The sequence below is a fragment of the Brevundimonas albigilva genome (genome assembly GCF_023573565.1).
Taxonomy (GTDB): domain Bacteria; phylum Pseudomonadota; class Alphaproteobacteria; order Caulobacterales; family Caulobacteraceae; genus Brevundimonas; species Brevundimonas albigilva.
The window spans coordinates 1318349-1339829 of the sequence record NZ_CP097649.1 but is presented as its reverse complement, the minus strand read 5'-3'; the positions used below and the strand labels follow the sequence as shown (position 1 = coordinate 1339829).

The 21481-nt window shown below is 69.1% G+C and carries 18 protein-coding genes and 1 pseudogene; 3 read left to right on the top strand and 16 right to left on the bottom strand.

From position 1 onward, the window contains the following. Positions 1 to 30: 30 nt before the first annotated feature. The gene (hrpB, locus tag M8231_RS06600; RefSeq protein ID WP_249750688.1) at positions 31 to 2466 is read right to left on the bottom strand and encodes an ATP-dependent helicase HrpB; all 2436 of its coding nucleotides are present in this window, start codon (positions 2464 to 2466) and stop codon (positions 31 to 33) included. Between the two features lie 143 nt (positions 2467 to 2609). On the opposite strand from hrpB, the gene M8231_RS06595 reads away from it, so the two are divergent. Both M8231_RS06595 and M8231_RS06590 read left to right on the top strand, forming a co-directional pair. Beyond that, a complete protein-coding gene (locus tag M8231_RS06595; protein ID WP_250202484.1) occupies positions 2610 to 4220 on the top strand; it encodes an amino acid permease in 1611 nt (536 codons plus the stop codon). Positions 4221 to 4282: 62 nt separating this feature from the next. Further along, positions 4283 to 4981, top strand: a complete 699-nt coding sequence (locus M8231_RS06590) for an MBL fold metallo-hydrolase (protein ID WP_283843728.1) — start codon at positions 4283 to 4285, stop codon at positions 4979 to 4981. Here M8231_RS06590 and M8231_RS06585 read toward each other — a convergent pair. From M8231_RS06585 to cyoA, 8 genes are all read right to left on the bottom strand, one after another. Further along, positions 4978 to 5271, bottom strand: a complete 294-nt coding sequence (locus tag M8231_RS06585) for a hypothetical protein (RefSeq protein WP_249750689.1) — start codon at positions 5269 to 5271, stop codon at positions 4978 to 4980. The two genes, M8231_RS06590 and M8231_RS06585, sit on opposite strands and share 4 nt — an antisense overlap. Before the next feature lie 59 nt (positions 5272 to 5330). Continuing rightward, positions 5331 to 5867: a response regulator transcription factor gene (locus M8231_RS06580; RefSeq protein ID WP_249750690.1), complete on the bottom strand. Its 537-nt coding sequence runs from the start codon at positions 5865 to 5867 to the stop codon at positions 5331 to 5333. Next, positions 5857 to 7188 carry an ATP-binding protein gene (locus M8231_RS06575; RefSeq protein ID WP_249750691.1) on the bottom strand — a complete coding sequence of 444 codons (1332 nt, stop codon included), beginning with the start codon at positions 7186 to 7188 and terminating at the stop codon, positions 5857 to 5859. Before M8231_RS06575 ends, M8231_RS06580 begins: the two co-directional genes overlap by 11 nt. Further along, on the bottom strand, positions 7185 to 7802 hold the full coding sequence (locus tag M8231_RS06570) for an SURF1 family protein (protein WP_348521893.1): 618 nt from the start codon (positions 7800 to 7802) through the stop codon (positions 7185 to 7187). Before M8231_RS06570 ends, M8231_RS06575 begins: the two co-directional genes overlap by 4 nt. A 139-nt stretch (positions 7803 to 7941) precedes the next feature. Further along, on the bottom strand, positions 7942 to 8334 hold the full coding sequence (cyoD, locus tag M8231_RS06565) for a cytochrome o ubiquinol oxidase subunit IV (RefSeq protein WP_249750692.1): 393 nt from the start codon (positions 8332 to 8334) through the stop codon (positions 7942 to 7944). Further along, entirely contained in the window at positions 8331 to 8972 is a 642-nt protein-coding gene (gene cyoC, locus M8231_RS06560) for a cytochrome o ubiquinol oxidase subunit III (protein WP_249750693.1), read from the bottom strand. The genes cyoD and cyoC overlap by 4 nt, the downstream gene beginning before the upstream one ends. A gap of 2 nt (positions 8973 to 8974) precedes the next feature. Next, on the bottom strand, positions 8975 to 10978 hold the full coding sequence (cyoB, locus tag M8231_RS06555; RefSeq protein ID WP_250202483.1) for a cytochrome o ubiquinol oxidase subunit I: 2004 nt from the start codon (positions 10976 to 10978) through the stop codon (positions 8975 to 8977). 10 nt (positions 10979 to 10988) lie between these two features. Continuing rightward, entirely contained in the window at positions 10989 to 12161 is a 1173-nt protein-coding gene (gene cyoA, locus M8231_RS06550) for a ubiquinol oxidase subunit II (RefSeq protein WP_250202482.1), read from the bottom strand. A gap of 226 nt (positions 12162 to 12387) precedes the next feature. Between cyoA and M8231_RS06545 the strand changes: the two genes are divergently transcribed. Next, positions 12388 to 13740, top strand: coding sequence for an MFS transporter (locus tag M8231_RS06545; protein ID WP_250202481.1), 1353 nt, complete (start codon positions 12388 to 12390; stop codon positions 13738 to 13740). 94 nt (positions 13741 to 13834) lie between these two features. Here M8231_RS06545 and rodA read toward each other — a convergent pair whose 3' ends face one another. From rodA to M8231_RS06510, 7 genes and pseudogenes are all read right to left on the bottom strand, one after another. Next, positions 13835 to 14998: a rod shape-determining protein RodA gene (gene rodA / locus M8231_RS06540; protein WP_249750696.1), complete on the bottom strand. Its 1164-nt coding sequence runs from the start codon at positions 14996 to 14998 to the stop codon at positions 13835 to 13837. After that, on the bottom strand, positions 14995 to 17025 hold the full coding sequence (gene mrdA / locus M8231_RS06535; RefSeq protein ID WP_250202480.1) for a penicillin-binding protein 2: 2031 nt from the start codon (positions 17023 to 17025) through the stop codon (positions 14995 to 14997). The genes rodA and mrdA overlap by 4 nt, the downstream gene beginning before the upstream one ends. Then, the gene (locus M8231_RS06530; RefSeq protein WP_249750697.1) at positions 17022 to 17540 is read right to left on the bottom strand and encodes a hypothetical protein; all 519 of its coding nucleotides are present in this window, start codon (positions 17538 to 17540) and stop codon (positions 17022 to 17024) included. The genes mrdA and M8231_RS06530 overlap by 4 nt, the downstream gene beginning before the upstream one ends. A gap of 161 nt (positions 17541 to 17701) precedes the next feature. Further along, a pseudogene (gene mreC / locus M8231_RS06525) lies at positions 17702 to 18799 on the bottom strand (rod shape-determining protein MreC); the annotation flags it as partial. A gap of 124 nt (positions 18800 to 18923) precedes the next feature. Then, on the bottom strand, positions 18924 to 19964 hold the full coding sequence (locus M8231_RS06520; protein ID WP_201215772.1) for a rod shape-determining protein: 1041 nt from the start codon (positions 19962 to 19964) through the stop codon (positions 18924 to 18926). Positions 19965 to 20170: 206 nt separating this feature from the next. Further along, positions 20171 to 20596 (bottom strand): hemerythrin domain-containing protein, encoded by a 426-nt coding sequence (locus M8231_RS06515; RefSeq protein ID WP_249750699.1) that lies wholly within the window; start codon positions 20594 to 20596, stop codon positions 20171 to 20173. A gap of 83 nt (positions 20597 to 20679) precedes the next feature. Then, on the bottom strand, positions 20680 to 21405 hold the full coding sequence (locus M8231_RS06510; protein WP_250202479.1) for a TVP38/TMEM64 family protein: 726 nt from the start codon (positions 21403 to 21405) through the stop codon (positions 20680 to 20682). Between the last annotated feature and the right edge of the window lie 76 nt (positions 21406 to 21481).

The window sequence follows — 21481 nt, the reverse complement described above, 5'->3', positions numbered from 1 at the left end:
CCCGCCCGGCGGGCGCGTCGTCAAGCGCGATCACGTCCCGCGCGGCTTGGCGCGGGTGGTGGGGGACGCCTCGGCGGGATTGTCCGGCCACGGATGGCGAGGATAGCGGCCGCGCATCTCGGACCGGACGGCCGCCCACGAGCCGGCCCAGAAGCCGGGCAGGTCCCGGGTCACCTGCACCGGCCGGCGCGCCGGCGACAGCAGAGCCAGCGTCAGAGGAACCCGCCCGCCGCCGACGGTCGGATGGGTCGTCACGCCGAACAGCTCCTGAACGCGGATGTCGACGCGCGGACCGCCCTCCGCCGCATAGTCGATGGCCGCCGAACCCAGCGGCGTGGTCAGCCGGACCGGCGCCAGCTCGTCCAGCCGGCGCTGCAAGTCCCACGGGATCAAGGCGCGAAGGCCGTCCGCCAGACGCGCGTCGGCGATCGTCTCCAGCGAACGCGCGCCGTCCAGAAGCGGCCACAGCCACGTCTCGCGCGCGGCCGCCAGGCCTGCGTCGGACACGTCCGGCCAGGCGTCGTCCAGCCCGCGCAGAAACGCCAGGCGGGCCCGCAGCGCCGTCGACTGCTCGCCCCAGCGCAATCCCGCCAGCCCCTCAGCCTCCACCTCGGCGCGCAGGGCGGCGGCCAGCTGGGCCGCATCCGGGGCCCCGACGATCCTCTCGTCCAGCACGACGGCCCCGATGCGCCGGACCCGTCGGATCACCGGCCGGCCCGACGGCTCGCGCGCCAGGCGGTCCTCGGTCTCGATCAGGCGCGACAGGCGGGCGCGCAGCGTTTCCTCGTCCAGCGCGGCGGCCAGGCGGACCCGGTCGCGGGCGTCGCCGCCGCCCAGTTCGCCGACCGCCAGCCAGGTTTCGCGCGCGAGATGGTCTGCGGGGTCCAGCAGGGCGCCGCGTCCGCTGGCCAGCAGAAGTTCGCCCGGCCGGCCCTTGGCGCGCGCGATGCGCTCGGGAAAGGCCTCGGCCAGCAGCAGTCCTGGCTCGACCACGCGCCCGACGCCGCCGCCCGCCGCCTTGGCCCAGCGCCCGGCCAGCTTTTCCGCATCCTGCGCGCGCGGGGAACGATCGCGCGCCAACGCCGCCAGCCGGTCGGCCAGGTCGACGCTGGAGCCGCCCAGCCCCGGCTCGCTCAGCAGGGCGGCGATGCGGGCTCCCGTCAGGGCGTCGCCGTCGTCCGAGGCGATGGCGACCATGTGCGCCAGCCGCGGCGACAGCGGGATGCGGGTCAGACGCCGCCCATGCGCCGTCAGCCCGCCGTCGGCGTCCAGCGCGCCCAGGCGGCCCAGAACCTTGCGCGCCTCCGCCATCGCCCCGGCCGGCGGCGGATCCAGCAACGCCAGGCCCTCGGTCGAGCGCGCGCCCCAGCGCGCCAGGTCCAGCGCCAGCCCGGTCAGGTCCGCCTCCTGGATCTCCGGCTTCTGATGTGGAACCAGGCCGCGCGTCTGTTCCTCGTCCCACAGGCGGTAGCAGACGCCCGGCTGGGTGCGGCCCGCACGGCCCCGCCGTTGCTCGGCCGAGGAGCGGCTGACCCGCACCGTCGCCAACCGGGTCAGGCCGCTGGACGGCTCGAACCGGGGCACGCGCGACAGGCCGCCGTCGATCACCACCCGCACCCCGTCGATGGTCAGGCTGGTCTCGGCCACCGAGGTCGCCAGCACCAGCTTGCGCCGGTCCGGCGCGGCCGGCGCGATCGCCCGGTCCTGCTCGGTCCGGTCCAGGCCGCCGTACAGCGGCACGACGTCCACGTTCGGCAGACGCAGCCGCTCGCCGACCAGACGGGCCACGCGGTGGATTTCGCCCTGCCCCGGCAGGAAGGCCAGGACGGAGCCTGTCTCCTCTCCCAGGGCGGTCAGGCAGGCGCGCGCCATCGCCTCCTCGAACCGTTCGGGCGGATTGCGGCCGAGATAGCGGGTCTGGACCGGATAGGCCCGCCCCTGCGCCTCTATCACCGGCGCGCCGCCCAGCAGGCGCGACACGCCCGCCACATCCAATGTGGCCGACATCACCAGCAGGCGCAGATCCTCGCGCAACGCCCCTTGCGTCTCGCGCGCCAGGGCCAGGCCCAGGTCGGCGTCCAGGCTGCGCTCGTGAAACTCGTCGAACAGGACCGCGCCGATCCCCTCCAGGCCGGGGTCGTCCAGGATCATGCGGGTGAAGACGCCCTCGGTGACGACCTCGATGCGGGTGCGGGGGCCGATGCGGCTCTGCAACCGGGTGCGATAGCCGACCTGGCCGCCCGCGCTCTCGCCCAGGACGGAAGCCATGCGGTCGGCGGCCGCGCGCGCGGCCAAGCGTCGCGGTTCCAGCACCAGGACCTTGCCGTCCCCCAGCCACGGCTGATCCAGCAGGGCCAGGGGAACCACGGTGGTCTTCCCCGCGCCGGGCGGCGCCGCCAGCACGGCCGTATTGGCCCCCGACAGGGCGGCCTTCAGCGGATCGAGCACGGCGTGGATCGGCAGCATCGGACGGCTCTAGCCCGGCGCGGGGCGATCACGAAAGCGTCGTCTGGCGTTAACCGCGCCGTCATCCGCGTTGCGCGGCCGGGCGTAGGCCGCTAGCGTCCCGCCCGACGCAGCGAGGGCTGCCGTAAAACGTGGGGGTAATTATGTGGCGCGTTAAGTCGCTCGACGCGATTCTGGCCACGGCCGAGAAGAAATCGCTTCACCGGTCGCTGGGTCCGATCCAACTGACATTGCTGGGCATCGGGGCCATCATCGGCACCGGCATCTTCGTGCTGACGGCCGCGGCCGCGCAGAAGGCCGGGCCGGGCATGATGATCAGCTTCGTCATCGCCGGCGCGGTCTGCGCCGTGGCGGCGCTCTGCTATTCGGAACTGGCCTCGATGGCGCCGGTGTCGGGCTCGGCCTACACCTACACCTACGCCGTCATGGGCGAGCTTCTGGCCTGGTGCGTGGGCTGGGCGCTGATTCTCGAATACGCCGTGGCGGCCTCGGCCGTGTCGGTCGGCTGGTCGGGCTATGTGCTGGGGCTGATCGAGAAAGGGCTGGGATTCGACTTCCCGGACATGTTGTCGGCCGGACCCGCCTGGTCGATGAACGGCCTGATCCCGACGCCGGACTTCTCGGTCGGCCTGATCAATGTTCCGGCCATCATCGTGGCCCTGGCCGTCACCGGCCTGCTGATCATCGGCACCACGGAATCGGCGCGCGTCAACGCCATCCTGGTGGCCATCAAGGTCGTGGCCCTGACCATCTTCATCGCCCTGACCCTGCCGGTCGTCGAGACGGCCAATCTGTCGCCGTTCGCGCCCAACGGAATGTTCGGCGCCTATTCGGGCATGGGCATCGTCGGGGCCGCCGCCTCGATCTTCTTCGCCTATGTCGGCTTCGACGCCGTATCGACGGCGGCCGAGGAAACCAAGAATCCGCAACGCAACGTGCCCATCGGCCTGATCGGCTCGCTGGCCTTCTGCACCGTCTTCTACCTGCTGGTCGCGCTGGGCGCGGCGGGCGCCATCGGCGCGCAGCCGGTCCTGGCCGCCGACGGTTCGGCCGTCCAACCGGGATCGGCCGCCTTCATGGCCGCCTGCGCCCTGACCGAGAACGCCGACCGGCTGGTCTGCTCGAACGAAGCGCTGGCGCATGTCCTGCGCGTCATCGGTCACCCGCAGGTCGGCAACGCCCTGGGAACCGCCGCCTTGCTGACCCTGCCGTCGGTCATCCTGATGATGATCTTCGGCCAGACCCGCATCTTCTTCGTCATGGCGCGCGACGGTCTGCTGCCGGAAGGCCTGACCAAGATGCATTCCAAGTGGAAGACGCCCTACATCGTGACCCTGTTCACCGGCATCGCGGTGGCCATCGCCGGCGCCTTGTTCCCCGTCGGACAGCTGGCGGACATCTCCAACTCGGGCACGCTGTTCGCCTTCTTCATGGTGTCGATCGCGGTGCTGATGCTGCGGGTCAAGGATCCGAACCGTCACCGGCCGTTCAAGACGCCGGCGGTCTGGGTCATCGCGCCGCTGTCGGCCCTGGGCTGCCTGGCGCTGTTCTGGAACCTGCCCCACGACGCCAAGATGGTCTTGCCCATCTGGGGCGCCATCGGCCTGGTGATCTATTTCATCTACGGCTTCCGCAAGAGCCACGTGGGCCGCGGCATCGTCGATGTGCCGGAACTGTCCCCGGACGCGCCTCCGGGACCGGTGCCGCCGATGCCGGGCGCGCCCGCGCCGGGCTCGGACGAAGAGCGCCGATAACGACGGAAGGCGGCCTTCGGGCCGCCTTCTTTTTTGGCCCTTGCATCCCTATTGAAGAGGCCATGAGCCAGTCCTCGCCCATCGGCGTCTTCGTCACGCCCGTCACGCCGCTTCAGCAGAACTGCACGACCGTGTGGTGCGCCGCCACCAACAAGGCCGCCGTGATCGATCCCGGCGGGTCGGTCGATGCGGTGCTGGGCGAAGTCGCGCGGCGGGGGCTGACCCTAGACCAGATCTGGATCACCCATGCGCACCTGGACCACGCCGGGGGCGCCGCGGAGATGCAGGAGAAGGCCGGGGCCAAGATCATCGGCCCCCAGGCCGCCGATCAGTTCTGGATCGACCGCATCGTCGAATCGGGTCGGATGTACGGCTTGCCGGACGCGCGTCCCTTCACCCCCGATCGGTGGCTGGAGGACGGCGACACCGTCGCCCTGGGCGAAACGGTGTGGGAGGTGCGCCATTGCCCGGGACACACGCCCGGCCATGTCGTCTTCTTCAATCGCGCCGCCCGCTTCGCCCAGGTCGGCGACGTCCTGTTCAAGGGCTCGGTCGGCCGCACCGACTTTCCTATGAGCGACCCGCCGGCCCTGATCCGCTCGGTGGTCGACAAGCTGTGGCCGATGGGCGACGACGTGACCTTCGTGCCCGGCCACGGGCCGATCTCGACCTTCGGGGAAGAGCGGCGCGCCAATCCGTTCGTCTCGGACGCCGCTCTCAGGCGCGCTCCGCTGACGCGCCCCGCCAGCGGCCCGGCTTAACGCCGCAGCAGCATCCCCAGGATCACGCCGATCCCCAGGGCGTAAAGCGTCGCGCGCTCGGGCGACTGGCGGATCCGCTCGCGGGCCTGGACGACGCCGTCCTCGACGCCTTCACGCAGGCGGGCCGCGTCGGCCTTTACGGCGCCGCGCAGGGAGTCCGGGCGATCGAAGCTGCGGCGTTCGCCGGCGGCGATCATCTCGTCGGCCGCGACATCCAGCCGATGGGTCAGGCTGTCGTCTTCCAGAACGATGTCGTCGGGGCTGGCCGGGGCGATGGGGGTCTGGGTCATGCTGAAATCTCCGCTGGTCTGTCGAGCGATCAACCCCCGGCCCCGGCGCGGGTTCCCGCTCAGGTGACCTGCCGCTTCTCCAGCTTGCGCGCCAGGGTGCGGCGGTGCATTCCCAGCCGGCGCGCCGTTTCGGAGATGTTGAAGTCGGTTTCGGCGAGCACCTCGTGGATGCGTTCCCATTCCAGCGTCTTGATCGACGTCGGACGCGCACCCAGCGGCGCGGCGGCGTCGCCTTCCGCCCGGCCGAAGGCCGCCTCTATGTCGTCAGTGCTGGCGGGCTTGGCCAGATAGTGGCGCGCGCCCAGCTTGATGGCCTCGACCGCCGTGGCGATGCTGGCGAAACCGGTCAGGACGACGATGTTCATGCCCGGGTCAAAGGCGTGCAGACGCTCCACGCAGCTCAGGCCGGACGCGGCGCCCAGCTTCAGGTCGACCACGGCGTACCCCGGCCGGCGCGTCTTCAGTACCATCTCCATCGCCTCGGGGCCCGCGGCGACCAGTACGGTGTAGCCGCGCCGTTCGAACGAGCGCCGCAGGGTGGACGAAAAGGATTCGTCGTCCTCGACGATCAGCAACAGGCGGCTCTCATCGGCCATCGTCCGTCTCCTCGTTCGGCGTCAGCGACGCCAGCGGCAGGCTCAGGCGGACCTCGCCGCCGCCGGCCGGCGGGTTGCCCGCCTCGACCGATCCGCCCAGCGAGCGGATGACATTCACCAGCAGGAACAGCCCCAGTCCAGCCCCGGGCCGCGGTTTGGTCGAGGTGTAGGGCTGTCCCAGCCGCGCCAGCACGTCCGGGTGGAACCCCGGCCCGTCGTCGCGCACGTCGATCCGCAGCACCTCGTCGACCATCCGGGTCGAGATCACGACATGACGCGCGCCCGCCTCGGCGGCGTTGTCGAACAGCACGCCCAGCACCTGGCGCAACGCCGGATCGGCGATGATGACGGGATCGAAGGCCAGGCCGTCGCGGACCTCGGCGCGCACCTCGCCGCCGTTCCAGCCCTCGACCACCCCGGCCAGGAAGGCGCGCACGGTGGTGCGTTCGGGCGCCTGGCCCCGCGCCTCGCCCGCGGACATCAGAATGCCGGTGACGATGGCCTTGCAGCGTTCGACCTCGGCGCGCATCACCGTCATGTCCTGAACCAGGTCCGGGTCGTCCGCCAGGGCCGGCATCCGCTTCCAGTCGCTCAGGATCACCGACAGCGAGGCCAGCGGCGTGCCCAGCTCGTGCGCCGCGCCGGACGCCAGCAGCCCCATCCGCACGATGTGGTCGTGCTCGATCGCCTGCTGGCGCATGGCCGCCATCGCCGCGTCCCGCTCACGCAGATTCGCCGCGATCCGGGTGACGAACAGCACCAGCAGCACCGCCATCAGGACGAAGCTGATCAGGCTGCCCTGCAGATACAGGCTCAGCAGCGCGTCCTCGCGCGTGGGCGGCAGGGCCAGCGGCTGGTTGTGCAGCCCCAGGGCCGCGAAACACAGGCTGGTCGCCGCGATCAGCGCCCAGGCGTAGGCCGGGGCCAGCATCACCGCGCCCAGCACGACCTGCAGCAGATACAGCGATACGAACGGATTGGCCGGTCCCCCGGTCAGGTAGAGCTGCCAGGTCAGGGCCGCGACATCGAACACCAGCGCCAGCATCAGTTCCCGATCCGACACCCCCTGCCGACGCGCCACGACGGGCGCGCTGACCAGGTTCAGCACCGCCAGCGCCGCCGGCGCCGCCAGCAGCCAGAACAGCGGTAGCGGGATCTTCATGGCGTAGTGGACGATCAGGATCGTGGCCACCTGCCCGGCGGCCGCCAGCCAGCGCAACTGGATCAGCAGCAGCAGGTTGCGCCGGTTCGCGCCGTCGTGCGACGCGACCTGCTCGCGCCAGCCGCCTAGCCCCAGCAGCCGCTCGACGCCCGAGGTCACGCCCGCCTCCGCCGCCGCTCGCGCACGAAGACGCCGAACCCGACCAGCGTCAGCGCGGCCATGCCGAACCACGTCAGGGCGTAGATCAGGTGGCTGTTGGCGAAGCGGATCACGGTCAGGCCGCCTCGGGGCCAGGCGTCCGGCGCGCCCGCCTCGGCGTCGATGAAATAGGGCGCCGCGTCAGCCAGGCCCTTGGCCCGGGCGATCGCGTCCACGTCGCGCGAGAACCAGCGGTCCGCCGCGGGGTCGTTGCGGCGCAGGAACCCGCCGCCCGGCTCGGCCATGCGCAGCAGGCCGGTGACCGACTGCGGCCCTCGCGGCGTCGGGCGGCTGGCGCGATCACGGCGCTCGGGCGGAATGAAGCCGCGGTTGACCAGAACCACGAACCCCCGGTCCGTGCGCATCGGCGTCATCACCCAGAAGCCGCCGCCCAGGTCCGTGACCGCCTGCACCAGGGTCTCGCGGTCGTTCAGGAAGACGCCGTGGACGCTGACCCGCCGGTACGGGTCGTCCGTGGGGTTCACGGCGGGCCATTGCGCCGGACCCGGCGCGGGAACGGGCGCGGCGTGGACCCGGGCGTCGACCTGGGCGATCAGTTCGGTCTTCCAGGCCAGTCGCTGCAGTTGCCAGACGCCCAGGGCGACGAAGCCGGCGAACAGCAGCGCCGCGCCGACGCCGGCCCATCCCAGGGCGGAGGCGCGGCGCGGCGGACGGGTCCGATCGGACGTGATGGCGGGCTCCTGCGGTCGAGGCTCAGCCGACCATCTGCGTCATGTCGTGGGTCGGCATCATGTTGGTGTTCAGGTGGTACATGACCCACAGCGAACCCGACAGGGCGATGACCACCACGATGATGGTGAAGATCAGCGCCAGCATGGTCCAGCCGCCCTCGGACTTGGAGTTCATGTGCAGGAAGTAGATCATGTGCACGACGATCTGCACCACCGCGAAGCCCATCACGATCAGCGCCGTCGCCTGGGTCGGCAGCACGCCCGTCATCACCAGGGCGAACGGGATGGCCGTTAGGATCACCGACAGCACGAAGCCGATCATGTAGCTCTTGAACGAGCCGTGATTGTGCGCCTCGTGACCCAGGTGGTCGACGTCGTGGGAGTCCGGCGAATGGTCGGAGTTGGCGGCGCTCATCGCAGCATCCCCAGCAGATAGACGAAGGTGAAGACGCCGATCCAGATGACGTCCAGGAAGTGCCAGAACATCGACAGGCACATCAGCCGGCGCTTGTTGGCGGGGATCAGCCCCTTCATGCTCACCTGCACCATCAGCGTCACCAGCCAGATAATGCCGAAGGTGACGTGCAGGCCGTGGGTGCCAACAAGCGTGAAGAAGGACGACAGGAAGGCGCTGCGCTGGGGCGTTGCGCCCTCGTGGATCAGGTGGCCGAACTCGTAGAGCTCGATGCCCAGGAAGGCCAGGCCGAACAGGCCGGTGATCGCCAGCCACGCCAGGGTCTGGCGCTGGTTGTTGCGGTCCATCGCCAGCATGGCGAAGCCGTAGGTGATCGACGAGAACAGCAGCATGGCCGTGTTCAGCGCGACCAGTTCCAGGTCGAACAGCTCCTTGGGCCCCGGCCCGGCGGCGTAGTTGCCGCCCAGCACCCCGAACACCGCGAACAGCATCGCGAAGATCAGGCAGTCGCTCATCAGATAGAGCCAGAAGCCCAGCATGGTGCTGGCGCCTTCCTCGTGGTGCGGCTCTTCTTCCAGATAGAAGACGGTCTTGTCGTCCAGCGGGTTGGACGCGGTCTTGACGGCGGTCGCGCTCATGATCAGGCCTCCGTCGCCTTGAGGCGGCGTTCGAACGTCTCCTCGGTCTCGCGCACCTCATCGGCGGGGATGTGATAGTCGCGGTCGTAGTTGAAGGTGTGGGCGATCGACACGACCAGCACGGCCAGGAAGCTGAGCGCCGCCAGCCACCAGATGTACCAAACCAGCGCCAGGCCCATCACCAGGCACAGGCCCGAGATGATGACGCCTGTTCCCGTATTCTTTGGCATGTGGATGTCGCGGAAGCCCTTTGCGGGGCGCTTGTAGCCGCGCTTCTTCATGTCCCACCAGGCGTCGCTGTCATGGATGACCGGGGTGAAGGCGAAGTTGTAATCGGGCGGCGGAGAGGACGTGGCCCATTCCAGGGTGCGCCCGCCCCAGGGGTCGCCGTCCGTGTCGCGCAGCTTGTCGCGGTTCAGGATGCTGACGGCGATCTGGATCAGGAAGGCCAGGATGCCGACCGCGATGACGGCCGCGCCGATGGCGGCGATCACGAACCAGATCTGCAGCGAGGGGTCGTCGAACACCCGCATCCGGCGCGTCACGCCCATCAGGCCCAGCACGTACAGCGGCGCGAAAGCCAGCCAGAAACCCACGATCCAGCACCAGAAGCTGACCAGGCCCCACGTCTTGTCCAGCTTGAAGCCGAAGGCCTTGGGGAACCAGAAGTTGAGGCCCGCAAACAGGCCGAACAGCACCCCGCCGATGATGACGTTGTGGAAGTGGGCGATCAGGAACAGCGAGTTGTGCAGCACGAAGTCGGCCGGCGGCACCGCCAGCAGCACGCCCGTCATCCCGCCGATCACGAAGGTCAGCATGAAGGCGACCAGCCACATCATCGGCAGCTCGAACCGGATGCGCCCCCGGTACATCGTGAACAGCCAGTTGAAGATCTTCGCCCCTGTCGGGATCGAGATGATCATGGTGGTGATGCCGAAGAAGCTGTTCACCGAGGCGCCCGAGCCCATGGTGAAGAAGTGGTGCAGCCACACCAGGTAGGACAGGATCGTGATGACGACCGTCGCATAGACCATGGACGTATAGCCGAACAGCTTCTTGCCCGAGAAGGTCGAGGCGACCTCAGAGAAGACGCCGAACAGCGGCAGGATCAGGATGTAGACCTCAGGGTGGCCCCAGATCCAGATCAGGTTCACGTACATCATCGGGTTGCCGCCGAAGTCGTTCGTGAAGAAGTTGGTCCCGACGTAACGGTCCAGCGTCAGCAGGGCCAGCACCGCCGTCAGCACCGGGAAGGACGCCACGATCAGCACGTTGGTGCACAGCGAGGTCCAGGTGAAGACGGGCATCTTCATCAGGCCCATGCCCGGCGCGCGCATCTTCACGATGGTGGCGATCAGGTTGATGCCGGACAGCGTCGTGCCCACCCCCGCGATCTGCAGGGCCCATATGTAATAGTCGACCCCGACGCCGGGGCTGTAGCCGATGCCCGACAGCGGCGGATAGGCCAGCCAGCCGGTGCGGGCGAACTCGCCCACGAACAGCGAGGCCATGATGATGATCGCCCCGGCCGTGGTCATCCAGAAGCTGAAGTTGTTCAGGAACGGAAAGGACACGTCGCGCGCGCCGATCTGCAGCGGCACGACGTAGTTCATCAGGCCCGTGACCAGCGGCATGGCCACGAAGAAGATCATGATGACGCCGTGGGCGGTGAAGATCTGGTCGTAGTGGTGGGCGTTCAGATAGCCCTCGGACCCGCCGAAGGCGATCGCCTGCTGGATCCGCATCATGATGGCGTCGGCGAAGCCGCGCAGCAGCATGATGATGCCCAGGATCATGTACATGATGCCGATCTTCTTGTGATCGACGGTCGTGAACCACTCTTTCCAGAGATAGCCCCAGAGCTTGAAGTAGGTCAGCGCGCCCAAGAGGGCGACGCCGCCCAGGGCGACGACGATCATGGTCACGACCAGGATCGGCTCGTGCAGCGGCAGGGCCTCCCAGGTCAGGCGGCCGAAGATCAGCGGGATCAGTTGGTCAGCGGACATCGTCGATCAATCAGGCGTTGGGAGCGGCGGACGCCGGCGCGGAAAGGGAAAGCGAGGCCATCGGCACGCCCGGCGGAACCAGCCCCATCCCCCTCAGCGGCGCCCGGTCGACGGGACCGCGCTCGGCGTTCTGGAGTTCGGAGCGGCGGGTGCGCTCGGCGGCGGCGGCGGCGGCCTGCAACGGCGTGCAGATGGTCATGACATAGCTGTCGTCCGAGCCGAAATAGGCCGGGTTGGAGCCGCGGCCGGCGTACTTATCGTAGATCAGCGGCATGGTGTTGCGCACCGAGGCCATGGTCAGTCCGCCCTTGCGGTCGATGTCCATCATCTCGCCCATGCACATCTTCCCGGGCTCGACGCACATGTTCAGGATGGCGTCCCACAGGCCGCCCTCGACGCTGGCGAAGTGCAGGGCCGGGACCTTCTCGCTGGGCTTTTCGAGCTCGAGATAGCGTTCGCGGTCCAGAGGCTGGCCGCCCTGGCGCACGCCGGCGATCCAGCGGTCGAACCCGGCCTGGTCCAGGCCGTGGAAGGCGAACCGCATGTTGGAGAAGCCGTCGCCGGAATAGTTGGCGGAAAAGCCCACATATTCGCCGGGGTGATTGATGACCGCGTGAAGCTTCGTCTCCATGCCCGGCATGGCGTAGATCTGGCCGGCCAGGGCGGGAATGTAGAAGCTGTTCATCACCGACGACGAGGTGATGTGGAAGCGGATCGGCCGATCCACCGGCGCGGCCAGCTCATTGACCGTGGCGACGCCGTACTGCGGATAGATGAACATCCACTTCCAATCCAGGGCGACCACATTGACCTGAAGCGGCTCGACCTGTTCGGCCACGGCCTGGCCCGGCTTGATGCGGTCCAGCGGGCGATAGGGATCCAGCAGGTGGGTGCCGGCCCAGGTCAGGGCGCCCAGGCAGATGATGATCAGCAGCGGGGCCGACCAGATCACCAGCTCCAGCGAGGTGGAGTGATCCCAGTCCGGCTCGTACTCGGCCGCCTTGTTCGATTCCCGGTACTTCCAGGCGAAGAAGACGGTCAGCGCCATCACCGGCACGATGATGAGCAGCATCAGCAGCGTGGAGATGACCAGAAGGTCGCGCTGCTGGCCGGCGATGTCGCCGGCCGGAGCCATCACCACCATGTCGCAGGCGGACAGCAGGGCCAGCACAGGCAAAATCATAAGCAGGCGCAAACGGCGCACGGGAGCTCCAATCTGTCGGCGTCGGACAAGGGGGAGGCGTCGCGACGGTTCAGGGGCGTTGTGGCGCGGCTCGTAGGATGGGTTCGCCGGGAACGACAGTGGACAATCTGTCCTATCCTCTCGAACGGCCTTTCGGCGCAAAGGGCGCGGTTCAATCCTGCGGCGATCCGCCGTATAAGTTGCCGAACTGGAGCGACCGGAGCTCATGACCGCCTCGACCCCTTCGTCAGAATCCCTGGAACGCGACGCCGCGCATATCAACACGCGGCATGGCAAGGTGGATGCGGGCGAAATCGCCATCGGCGTCATCATAGGCCGAACGTCCGAATTCTTCGACTTCTTCGTTTACGCCATCGCCTCGGTCGTGGTGTTCCCGCAGCTGATCTTCCCCTTCGCCGGCCCGGTGGGGGGCACGCTGCTGTCCTTCGCCGTCTTCGCCCTGGCCTTCCTGGCCCGCCCGCTGGGCACGGCCCTGTTCATCGCCATCGACCAGAAGTTCGGTCGCGGGGCCAAGCTGACGACCGCGCTGTTCCTGCTGGGCACCTCGACGGTGTCGGTGGCCTTCATCCCCGGGTACGAGACCGTCGGCCTGTGGGCGCCGGTGCTGCTGGCCATCACCCGCATCGGCCAGGGCGTGGCCCTGGGCGGCGCCTGGGACGGGCTGGCCTCGCTGCTGGCACTGAACGCCCCGGAGAACCGCCGCGGCTGGTACGCCATGGTGCCGCAGCTGGGCGCGCCGATCGGCCTTATCGTCGCCTCGGCCCTTTTCGCCTTCTTCCTGAACACCCTGTCCCCGGCCGACTTCCTGGACTGGGGATGGCGCTATCCGTTCTTCGTGGCCTTCGCCATCAACGTGGTGGCCCTGTTCGCCCGACTGCGGATCGTCGTCACGCCGGCTTTCCAGAAGCTGTTCGAGACGCGCGAGCTGCAGCCCGTTGCCGTCGCCCAGGCGGTCCGCGCCGAAGGCCCGCGCATCTGGATCGGCGCCTTCGCCCCGCTGGCCAGCTTCGCCATGTTCCACATGGTCACGGTGTTTCCGTTGTCCTGGATCTATCTGTTCACGCGCGAGACGCCGGTGCGCTTCCTGCTGATCGAGATGGTGGGGGCGGTGTTCGGCCTCTTGGCCATCCTGGCCTCGGGCGTCCTGGCCGATCGCTACGGCCGACGCACCCTGCTGGCGATCACCGCAGCCGGCATCGCCGCCTTCTCGGGCTTCGCGCCCCAGTTGCTGAATGGCGGTACGATAGGCGAACTGGTGTTCATGATCTCGGGCTTCATCCTGCTGGGCCTGTCGTTCGGGCAGGCGTCCGGCCCCGTGGCGTCCAGCTTCAGCCTGGCCAACCGCTACACCGCTTCGGCCCTGACCTCGGACCTGGCGTGGCTGTTCGGCGCCGGCTTCGCGCCGCTGGCGGCGCTGTGGATCTCCAGCCAGTTCGGCCTGATCGCGGCCGGCGCCTATCTGTTGTCCGGCGCGGTCTTCACGCTGCTGGCCCTGTGGCTGAACCGCGAACTGGCCCGCAGCGCCTCCGACAAGCAGCGGGGCGCCAAGGCGGCCTGATCGGCGCCGCCTCTCCCCTGCCCCCGACGCGACGACGCCGCCCGCTGGACTTCAGCGGGCGGCGTTTTCGTTTCCGTCGACGGGACGACCGGCCTCAGAACAGACCCGAGCCCTTGGGCAGTTCGTTGTAGCGATGGACCCGCATCGACAGAACGAAGGCGAAGCCGATCATCACCGTCATCATCGACGATCCGCCGTAGGACAGCAGCGGCATCGGCACGCCCACGACAGGCGCCAGCCCCATCACCATCGCCCCGTTGATCATCACGAACAGGGCGAAGAAGGCGGTCATCCCCGCCGCGCCGATGCGCCCGAAGTGGCTGTGGGCCAGCGAGGCGATGCGCAGGGCGATGATGATGACCCCGACATAGCACAGCAGCAGGAAGCACGAGCCGACGAAGCCGAACTCCTCGGCCACGGTGGAGAAGATGAAGTCCGTGTGGCGTTCCGGCAGGAATTCCAGCTGGCTCTGGCTGCCCAGGCCATAGCCCTTGCCCAGGATGCCGCCCGAGCCCAGGGCGATCTTGGACTGGATGATGTTGTAGCCGGTCCCGCTGGGGTCGCCTTCGGGGTTCAGGAAGGTCAGGATCCGATTGCGCTGATAGTCGTGCATCCCGAACATCACGAAGGGCGGGACGATGGCGATGGCGGCGGCGGCCAGGACGCCGATGATGCGCCAACTCAGCCCCGCCATGAACATGACGACCGCGCCGGTCAGGCCGATGATCATGGCCGACCCCAGGTCGGGCTGTTTGGCCACCAAGACGAAGGGCACGCCGATCATGGCCGCCGGAACGATCAGCTTCCAGCTGAAGCGCGCATCCTCGGCCGAATGGTTGTGGTACCAGCGCGCCAGCGCCAGCACCAAGCCCAGCTTGATGAACTCGGCCGGCTGGATCCGGATGAAGCCAAGGTTCAGCCAGTTCTTGGCGCCCGCCCCCACGGGTTGATACCCCAGCGGCGTGAATTCGATCATCAGCACCAGGATCAGCAGCACGCCGTACAGCGGATAGGCGGCGCGGAACCACCAGCGCGGATTGACCAGCGCCAGGGCCAGCATGACGACCAGCATGCCGACGAAGCGGATCAGCTGGTTCAGCGCCCACGGCTCCCACGAACCGCCGGCGATGGAATACAGCATGGCGACGCCCGAACCGGCGATGACGCCGACCAGGCCGACCAGACGCCAGTCGATCTCGGCGATCTTGCTGGACAGCCGCTCGCGCTGGCCGGGCCGCGTCAGGGCCGACGCCGTCATCGCGGATCCTCGGAATAATAGGGACGCGGTCCGGTGCGGGGCGCGCGGGGGCGCGGCGCGGGATCGGGTTCGGCGATCTCCGGCGGGGGCGGCGCGGCCCCGGCCACGATGTCGTCGGACTCCGGCGGCCCGGTGGGCTCGGGCGGCGGCGGGCGCTCGATCCGCGCTCGCATGTCCGGATCCTTCAGCAGCACCGTGCGCATGACTTCACGGGCGCGCGGCGCGCCGGCGGTGGCCCCGCCCTTGCCGCCGTGCTCGATGATGACCGCCACGGCGTAGCGCGGCTCGTCGATCGGCGCGAAGGCCACGAACAGATTGTGGTCCTTCAGCGCCCAGATGTCGCTCTTGCGCGGACCCGAGCCATAGTCGCGCGACTGGGCCGTGCCGGTCTTGCCGGCCATCTGCAGGTCGCCCAGACCCAGCTGGCTCTGGCGATAGGCGGTGCCCGACCGGTCGTTGGCCACGGCGATCATGCCGCCGCGCACCAGTTGAAGATGCTCGGGCTTGAACGGCAGGTCGGGCGCCTCGGCGCCGCTGGGCCGATCGACCCCGCCGACTGACTTGATGAGCCGGGGCTGGAGCGCCTTCTTGGCGTTGGCCAGGCGCGAGGTCATGACCGCCAGCTGCAGGGCGTTGACGGTGATCGCCCCCTGGCCGATGGCGACCGAGGTGGTCTCGCCCGGATGCCAGACCGGATCGCGGGGGAAGGTGCGCGCCTTCCATTCCGTGCTGGGCAGCAGCCCCTTCTTCTGGTTGGCGATGCCGATGTCGAAGGTGTGCTCGAAACCCAGTTCGCGCGCCGTGTCGCGGATGCGGTCCACCCCGGCGCGATTGCACATGGCGTAGAAATAGACGTCGCACGAGTTCTTGATGGCGTCGTGCATGTTCTGCGCGCCGTGACGGCCCCAGCAGCGCTGGACCCGGTTGCCGGTGCGCCACGCGCCGTTGCACACCACCTTGATCTCGGGATCGACGCCCGCGGCCAGCAGCGCCAGGGCCGTCGTCGGCTTGAAGGTCGACCCCGGGGGGAAGGTCCCCCCCAGCGCCTTGTCCAGCAACGGCTTGCGCTCGTAGTCGGCCAGGGCGCGATAGATGCGCGTGGGCACGCCGCTGACGAACAGGTTGGGATCGAACGACGGCGACGACACCATGCACAGGATGTCGCCGTTGCGAACGTCCATCACCACGCATGAGCCCGACTCGTCGCCCATCACTTCCAGCGCGCGGTTCTGGACGTCGGCGTCGAGGGTCAGCACCACCTCGGCGCCCGGCACGGCGGGGCGCGACCCGCCCACGTCCTCGGCCACCACCCGCCCGCGCGCGTCGACCTCGACCCGATTGCCGCCGGCCACGCCGCGCAGGTCCTCGTCCAGCGCCTTTTCGATCCCCTGCTTGCCGATGCGGAAGGCGGGGTTGAACAGCATTTCCGGCGGGTCCTTGCCCGCGTCGCGGATCGCCTTGACGTCGCGATCCGACACCTTGGCGACATAGCCGACCACATGGGCGAAGGCGCCGCCGAAGGGGTAGTATCGGGCCTCGTTCATATCGACCATCACGCCGGGCAGTTCGTTGGCGTACTGGTTGACCTTGGCGAACTCCTCCCAGCTGAGGTCGGACTTGACCGGCACCGGCATGAATTTGCGCGCCGCATTGACGTCGCGAATGATCGCGCGGCGACGTTCCATCGTGTCCGGCAGCAGCCGGCCCAGCAGGTCCAGCGTCTGGTCCAGATCCTTGGTCTCGTCGCGCACGATCAGCACGCGGAAGCTGGGCCGGTTGCCCGCCACCACCACGCCGTTGCGGTCCTTGATCAGCCCGCGCGGCGGCGGCACCAGGCGGAAGTTGAACTGGTTCTGCGTCGCCAGGGTCGCATATTCCTGGGCCTGGACGACCTGAAGCTGTCCCAGTCGCCCGACCAGGGCGGTGACGCCAAGCACGGTCAGTCCGCCCACCACGAAGGTTCGGCGCAGGAACGACCCCTGCCGCTCGTTGGCGTCGGCGAAGAAGATGGACGGTTCGCTGCTCATCGGAACCTCGTATCGCCGTCGTCGAACCGCTCGATCAGCCAGTGGGCCAGCGGATACAGCAACAGGGTCGGCGCCACCTGGCCCACCACGGGCAGGATGGCGGGCGGGTTGCCGGCCCGCAAGGCCACGATGGCGTAGGCCAGGACGAACGCCGCGACCACGCAGACCAGATACCAGGCGAAGCGCACCAACCCCTCATGCCCCGCCAGCAGGCTGCGCGAGGCCAGAACCGCTCCGTACACGCCCATGAGGCACAACGGCCAAAGGCCCAGCGGCCCGTTCCAGAACAGGTCCAGGAAAAGGCCCAGGGCGAACAGCATCGCCGCGCCCAGCATCGACGGCCGGATCAGGGGCCAGGCGAAGGCCAGGACCATCGGGATCACCGGCTCGGGCAACCTCAGGCCGAACAACTCTGCCGGCGTGGCCAGGATGACGGTGGCGGCGACGGCCGCCAGGGCCGGATAGATGATCCACTGCAGGGGCCCGACCACACGAACCGCGGCGGGGCGTCTCACGTCTCGTCCTCCGCATCCGGGCGGGCGGGCGCCGCGGCGGCCGGGGCCGCCTGAGGCGGGGTCTGGGCCTGGCCCTGCGCTTGCGCCTGCGGTCTGGGCTGGCCCGTAGAGGGACGGGTTTCAGCCGCGACGGGGCGCGCCGTCCGTCCTTGGGTCGGAGCCGGTGCGTTCGGGCGAGCCTGGCCCTGAGGCTGAGCCTGAGTTTGGGCTTGGGCTTGGGCCTGCTGGGCGGCGCGCAGGCGCTCGGCCTGTTCCGCCTGCGCCACGGCCAGTCGGGTGCGCTCGGCCTGGGCCTCGGCCTCGGCGCGGCGGCGGGCCGCCACGTCCGCGATCTGGGCGGCCTGTTCCGGCGTCGGCTCCGGCGCCGTGGTCAGGCCGGCCAGGGGCGGCGCGTTCAGGGCTTCCGGGCTTACCAACTGCGCGAAGTTCTGGAACAGCAGGATGCGGACGTAGTCGATGGGGCCGCGATCGCTGAACAACTTGACGCGCCAGGCGCCGTCGACGCCTCGCGCCACCACGCCCACCGGCAGGCCGCGCGGCACCCCGCCGCCGTCGCCCGACGACAGCACCCGGTCGCCCGGCTGCAGGGCGCCGGCGCCGCGCACATAGTCCAGACGGGGATTCTCGCCGCCGTCGCCCACCAGCATGGCGCGCGTGTCCGTCCGCTCGATCAGCACCGGCACGCGCGAGGCCACGTCGGTCAGCAGCACCATGCGGCTGACGCCGCCGGTCACGCCGGTCACGCGCCCGGCCAGGCCGAACTCGTTCATCACCGGATTGCCGATCCGCACGCCCTTGGCCTGGCCCGCGTCCAGCAGCCGAGCGCGCGCGAAGGGACCGCGCACGTCCGAGATCGCGCGCGCCGTCACCATCGGCATCGGCGGTTCGGTCCGCAGGCCCATCATGGCCTCGTAGCGGCCGTTGACGTTCTTCAGGGCGATGGCCTCGTCGCGCCAGGCGCGCAGGTCCGCGATCTCGGCCTTCAGCCGGCGGTTCTCGGAGACGGCGAAGAAATAGCCGCCGATGTAGTCGCCGACCGCCCCGACCCAACGCACGGGGGCGGACAGCACCCCGCCCGCCGGCGCCGCCACGGCCTCGGTTCCGCTGCGCAGCGCGCCATAGGCGGATACGCCGTCATCGGACCGGCGGTCGGTCGCCAACAGCAGGATGGCGCCGACGATGGCCACCACGACCACGACGGCCGCCGTCCACGTCAGCGGGACCTTGAGGTTCTCGAAAGGGCCGTCGCGAAACGCCACGGGCGACCTACCAATCAGGAAAATGGAATCGGTGGACGCCTTCCACCGCCGGAGGCCAGCCTATCGCAAAATCGCGGCGGGAATAAAACCGCGATCACGAAGGCCTTATCGGGACTGCGCGGCCTCAGAAGGCCGCGTCGAGCACGCCCTTCATCCAGCGCGGATGCTCCAGCACGCGCCCGCAGCCCACGGCCACGCACGACAGCGGATCGTCCGCCACCGAGACCGGCAGGCCGGTGTGGTCGCGGATCTCGACGTCCAGACCGCGCAGCAGCGCGCCGCCGCCGGTCAGCATGATGCCCTTGTCGGCGATGTCGGCGGCCAGTTCCGGCGGCGTCGCCTCCAGCGCCACCTTCACGGCCTCTATGATCTGGGTGACCGGCTCGGCCAGGGCCTCGGCGGCCTGGCGCTCGCTGATGCGCACCTCGCGCGGCACGCCCTGCATCAGGTCGCGGCCCTTGACCTCGATCGACAGGCCTTCGCCGTCGGCCGGGATGCGGGCGGTGCCGATGTCCTTCTTGATGCGCTCGGCGGTCGTCTCGCCGATCAGCAGGTTATGGTTGCGACGCATGTAGCTGATGATGCTGTCGTCCATCTTGTCGCCGCCGACGCGGACCGAGCGCGAATAGACGATGCCCGACAGGGACAGAACGGCGACTTCCGTCGTGCCGCCGCCGATGTCGACGACCATCGAGCCGGTCGGCTCGTGGATCGGCAGGCCCGCGCCGATCGCGGCGGCCATCGGCTCGTCGATCAGGCCCACGCGGCGCGCGCCGGCGTTCAGGCAGCTGTCGTTGATGGCGCGGCGTTCGACCGCCGTGGCGCCCGACGGCACGCAGACGATGATCTTGGGGTTCACGAAGCCCTTGCGGTTATGCACCTTGCGGATGAAGTGCTTGATCATCTCCTCGGCGACCTCGAAGTCGGCGATGACCCCGTCCCGCATCGGGCGGATGGCTTCCATGTGGCCGGGCGTCCGGCCCAGCATCTGCTTGGCCTCTATGCCCACGGCGTGGACGATCTTGCGCCCGCCGACGTTTCTCAGCGCCACGACCGACGGCTCGTTCAGCACGATGCCCTTGCCCTTCTGGTAGATCAGGGTGTTGGCGGTGCCCAGGTCCATCGCGATGTCGTTGGAGATCGCGCCGAAGAGGGAAAAGCTCATGGGAAAGGATACCGTATGTTCTGGGCCGAGGGCGTCTTTGTTCGCAGTCGACCTGGCGACGCCCACACGATGGGGATCCCCTTCCCCGTCCGCGTCCTGATCGTCTTCGCCACGCCTACCGGAAGCCCGTTTGCCCGCATGCGGAGACGATGGCAAGCCCCGATAACGGCCTCGTCAGCTTGGCCGTTCACGGCTTCGCGACGGGCTCAGGCGGCCCGGTTCGCTCGCCCCTGCGCCAGCGGGTAGAGTTCGCGCTCCTCGCGTTCCACCCGCCGCGCGACCGCGCCCATCAGATTGTGCGTCGCCGAGGCGAACCGGGCCGGCGCGCGCTGGATGGCCTCGACCGTCCACAGGGCCAGATGCCCCGCCCAGACCTGGGCGATGCCGCCCATCTCCTCGACGCAATCCAGGGCCAGGGCCCGCGTGGCCGGATCGTCGCTGTCGGAAAGCAACGGCATGACCGAGCGATCTTCCAGTTCGAGATGCGCCCCCAGCACGCGGTCCAGCCGCTCCAGCAGCGTGCGGGCCTCCGTCGCGTCCTCGCGCGTGCGAATCTTGCCGACCAGGCCGACCAGGTCGCTGGCCAGGCGGATGATCGCCTGATGTTGCCCGTGCAGTTTCCGGAAATCCATGATGACGCCGGCTCCTCTCGGCTCGCAGATTTCGCAGGGCGGGATGAAGGGCGGATAAATCGCTGATTAGGGGATAATCCGGATCAGTCTCCGCGCGCAGCTTCGCGGCGTCGCACCACTTCGCGCACCGCCAGCATCAGGCCGAGCCAGGCCAGGGCCACCCCCGCCAATATGGCCGAGGTCCACACCCCGTCGCCGCTCACGGCCGTCATGAACGAGCCCCCGAAGAAGGCGACCAGCGCCGTCTTGGGCAGCACGCCCAGGGCGCAGCCGGCCAGGAACAGCGGAAACGACGCTCGCGCCGCGCCGAAGGCCATGTTGACCACGATGAAGGGCGCCGAGGGCACGTTGCGGATCATGAAGCTGGCGTAGAAGGCGTTCTTGCCCACGAACCGGGTCAGCCGCCCGACCGTTCGCCCGCCGTGCCGCTCCAGCAGCCGCGCCGTCGGCCCCCGCCCCATCCAGTAGGTCAGGCCGGCCGAGGCGATCGTCGCCACCCAGCTGTAGAGAAAGCCGTACCACGGGCCGAAGGCCACCACGCAGGCGGCGATCAGGATGAACTGCGGCGCGCCGAATACGGCGGCCACGCTGAACACGACCACGGCGGCCGGCAGTCCCCACGGCCCGTGCCTGAACCCGCCCAGCCACGCTTCCAGCCGCGTCTCGGCGTCAAGGCCCAGTTGGCTCTTGCCGACGGCGAACAGGGCGATCATCGCGCCGAGCAGCAGCGCCGTCGCCAGCACGGCGCGCCAGCGTCGCGCCTCCATGTTGGACAGAAAGTCGACGATCCACCGCATCAGGGCGCGCATATCACCCGATCCGCACATTAGCGAGCCGCCATCCATTGTCCCGGCGGGCCACGCCGCGTAAGAAACCGCGCCTCCC

Bases quoted from the DNA above. Each gene is read 5' to 3' on its own strand.
- hrpB (WP_249750688.1), bottom strand. From the start codon at position 2,466: ATGCTGCCGATCCACGCCGTGCTCGATCCGCTGAAGGCCGCCCTGTCG.
- M8231_RS06595 (WP_250202484.1), top strand. From the start codon at position 2,610: ATGTGGCGCGTTAAGTCGCTCGACGCGATTCTGGCCACGGCCGAGAAG.
- M8231_RS06590 (WP_283843728.1), top strand. From the start codon at position 4,283: ATGAGCCAGTCCTCGCCCATCGGCGTCTTCGTCACGCCCGTCACGCCG.
- M8231_RS06585 (WP_249750689.1), bottom strand. From the start codon at position 5,271: ATGACCCAGACCCCCATCGCCCCGGCCAGCCCCGACGACATCGTTCTG.
- M8231_RS06580 (WP_249750690.1), bottom strand. From the start codon at position 5,867: ATGGCCGATGAGAGCCGCCTGTTGCTGATCGTCGAGGACGACGAATCC.
- cyoD (WP_249750692.1), bottom strand. From the start codon at position 8,334: ATGAGCGCCGCCAACTCCGACCATTCGCCGGACTCCCACGACGTCGAC.
- cyoC (WP_249750693.1), bottom strand. From the start codon at position 8,972: ATGAGCGCGACCGCCGTCAAGACCGCGTCCAACCCGCTGGACGACAAG.
- cyoB (WP_250202483.1), bottom strand. From the start codon at position 10,978: ATGTCCGCTGACCAACTGATCCCGCTGATCTTCGGCCGCCTGACCTGG.
- cyoA (WP_250202482.1), bottom strand. From the start codon at position 12,161: ATGATTTTGCCTGTGCTGGCCCTGCTGTCCGCCTGCGACATGGTGGTG.
- M8231_RS06545 (WP_250202481.1), top strand. From the start codon at position 12,388: ATGACCGCCTCGACCCCTTCGTCAGAATCCCTGGAACGCGACGCCGCG.
- rodA (WP_249750696.1), bottom strand. From the start codon at position 14,998: ATGACGGCGTCGGCCCTGACGCGGCCCGGCCAGCGCGAGCGGCTGTCC.
- mrdA (WP_250202480.1), bottom strand. From the start codon at position 17,025: ATGAGCAGCGAACCGTCCATCTTCTTCGCCGACGCCAACGAGCGGCAG.
- M8231_RS06520 (WP_201215772.1), bottom strand. From the start codon at position 19,964: ATGAGCTTTTCCCTCTTCGGCGCGATCTCCAACGACATCGCGATGGAC.
- M8231_RS06515 (WP_249750699.1), bottom strand. From the start codon at position 20,596: ATGGATTTCCGGAAACTGCACGGGCAACATCAGGCGATCATCCGCCTG.
- M8231_RS06510 (WP_250202479.1), bottom strand. From the start codon at position 21,405: ATGCGCGCCCTGATGCGGTGGATCGTCGACTTTCTGTCCAACATGGAG.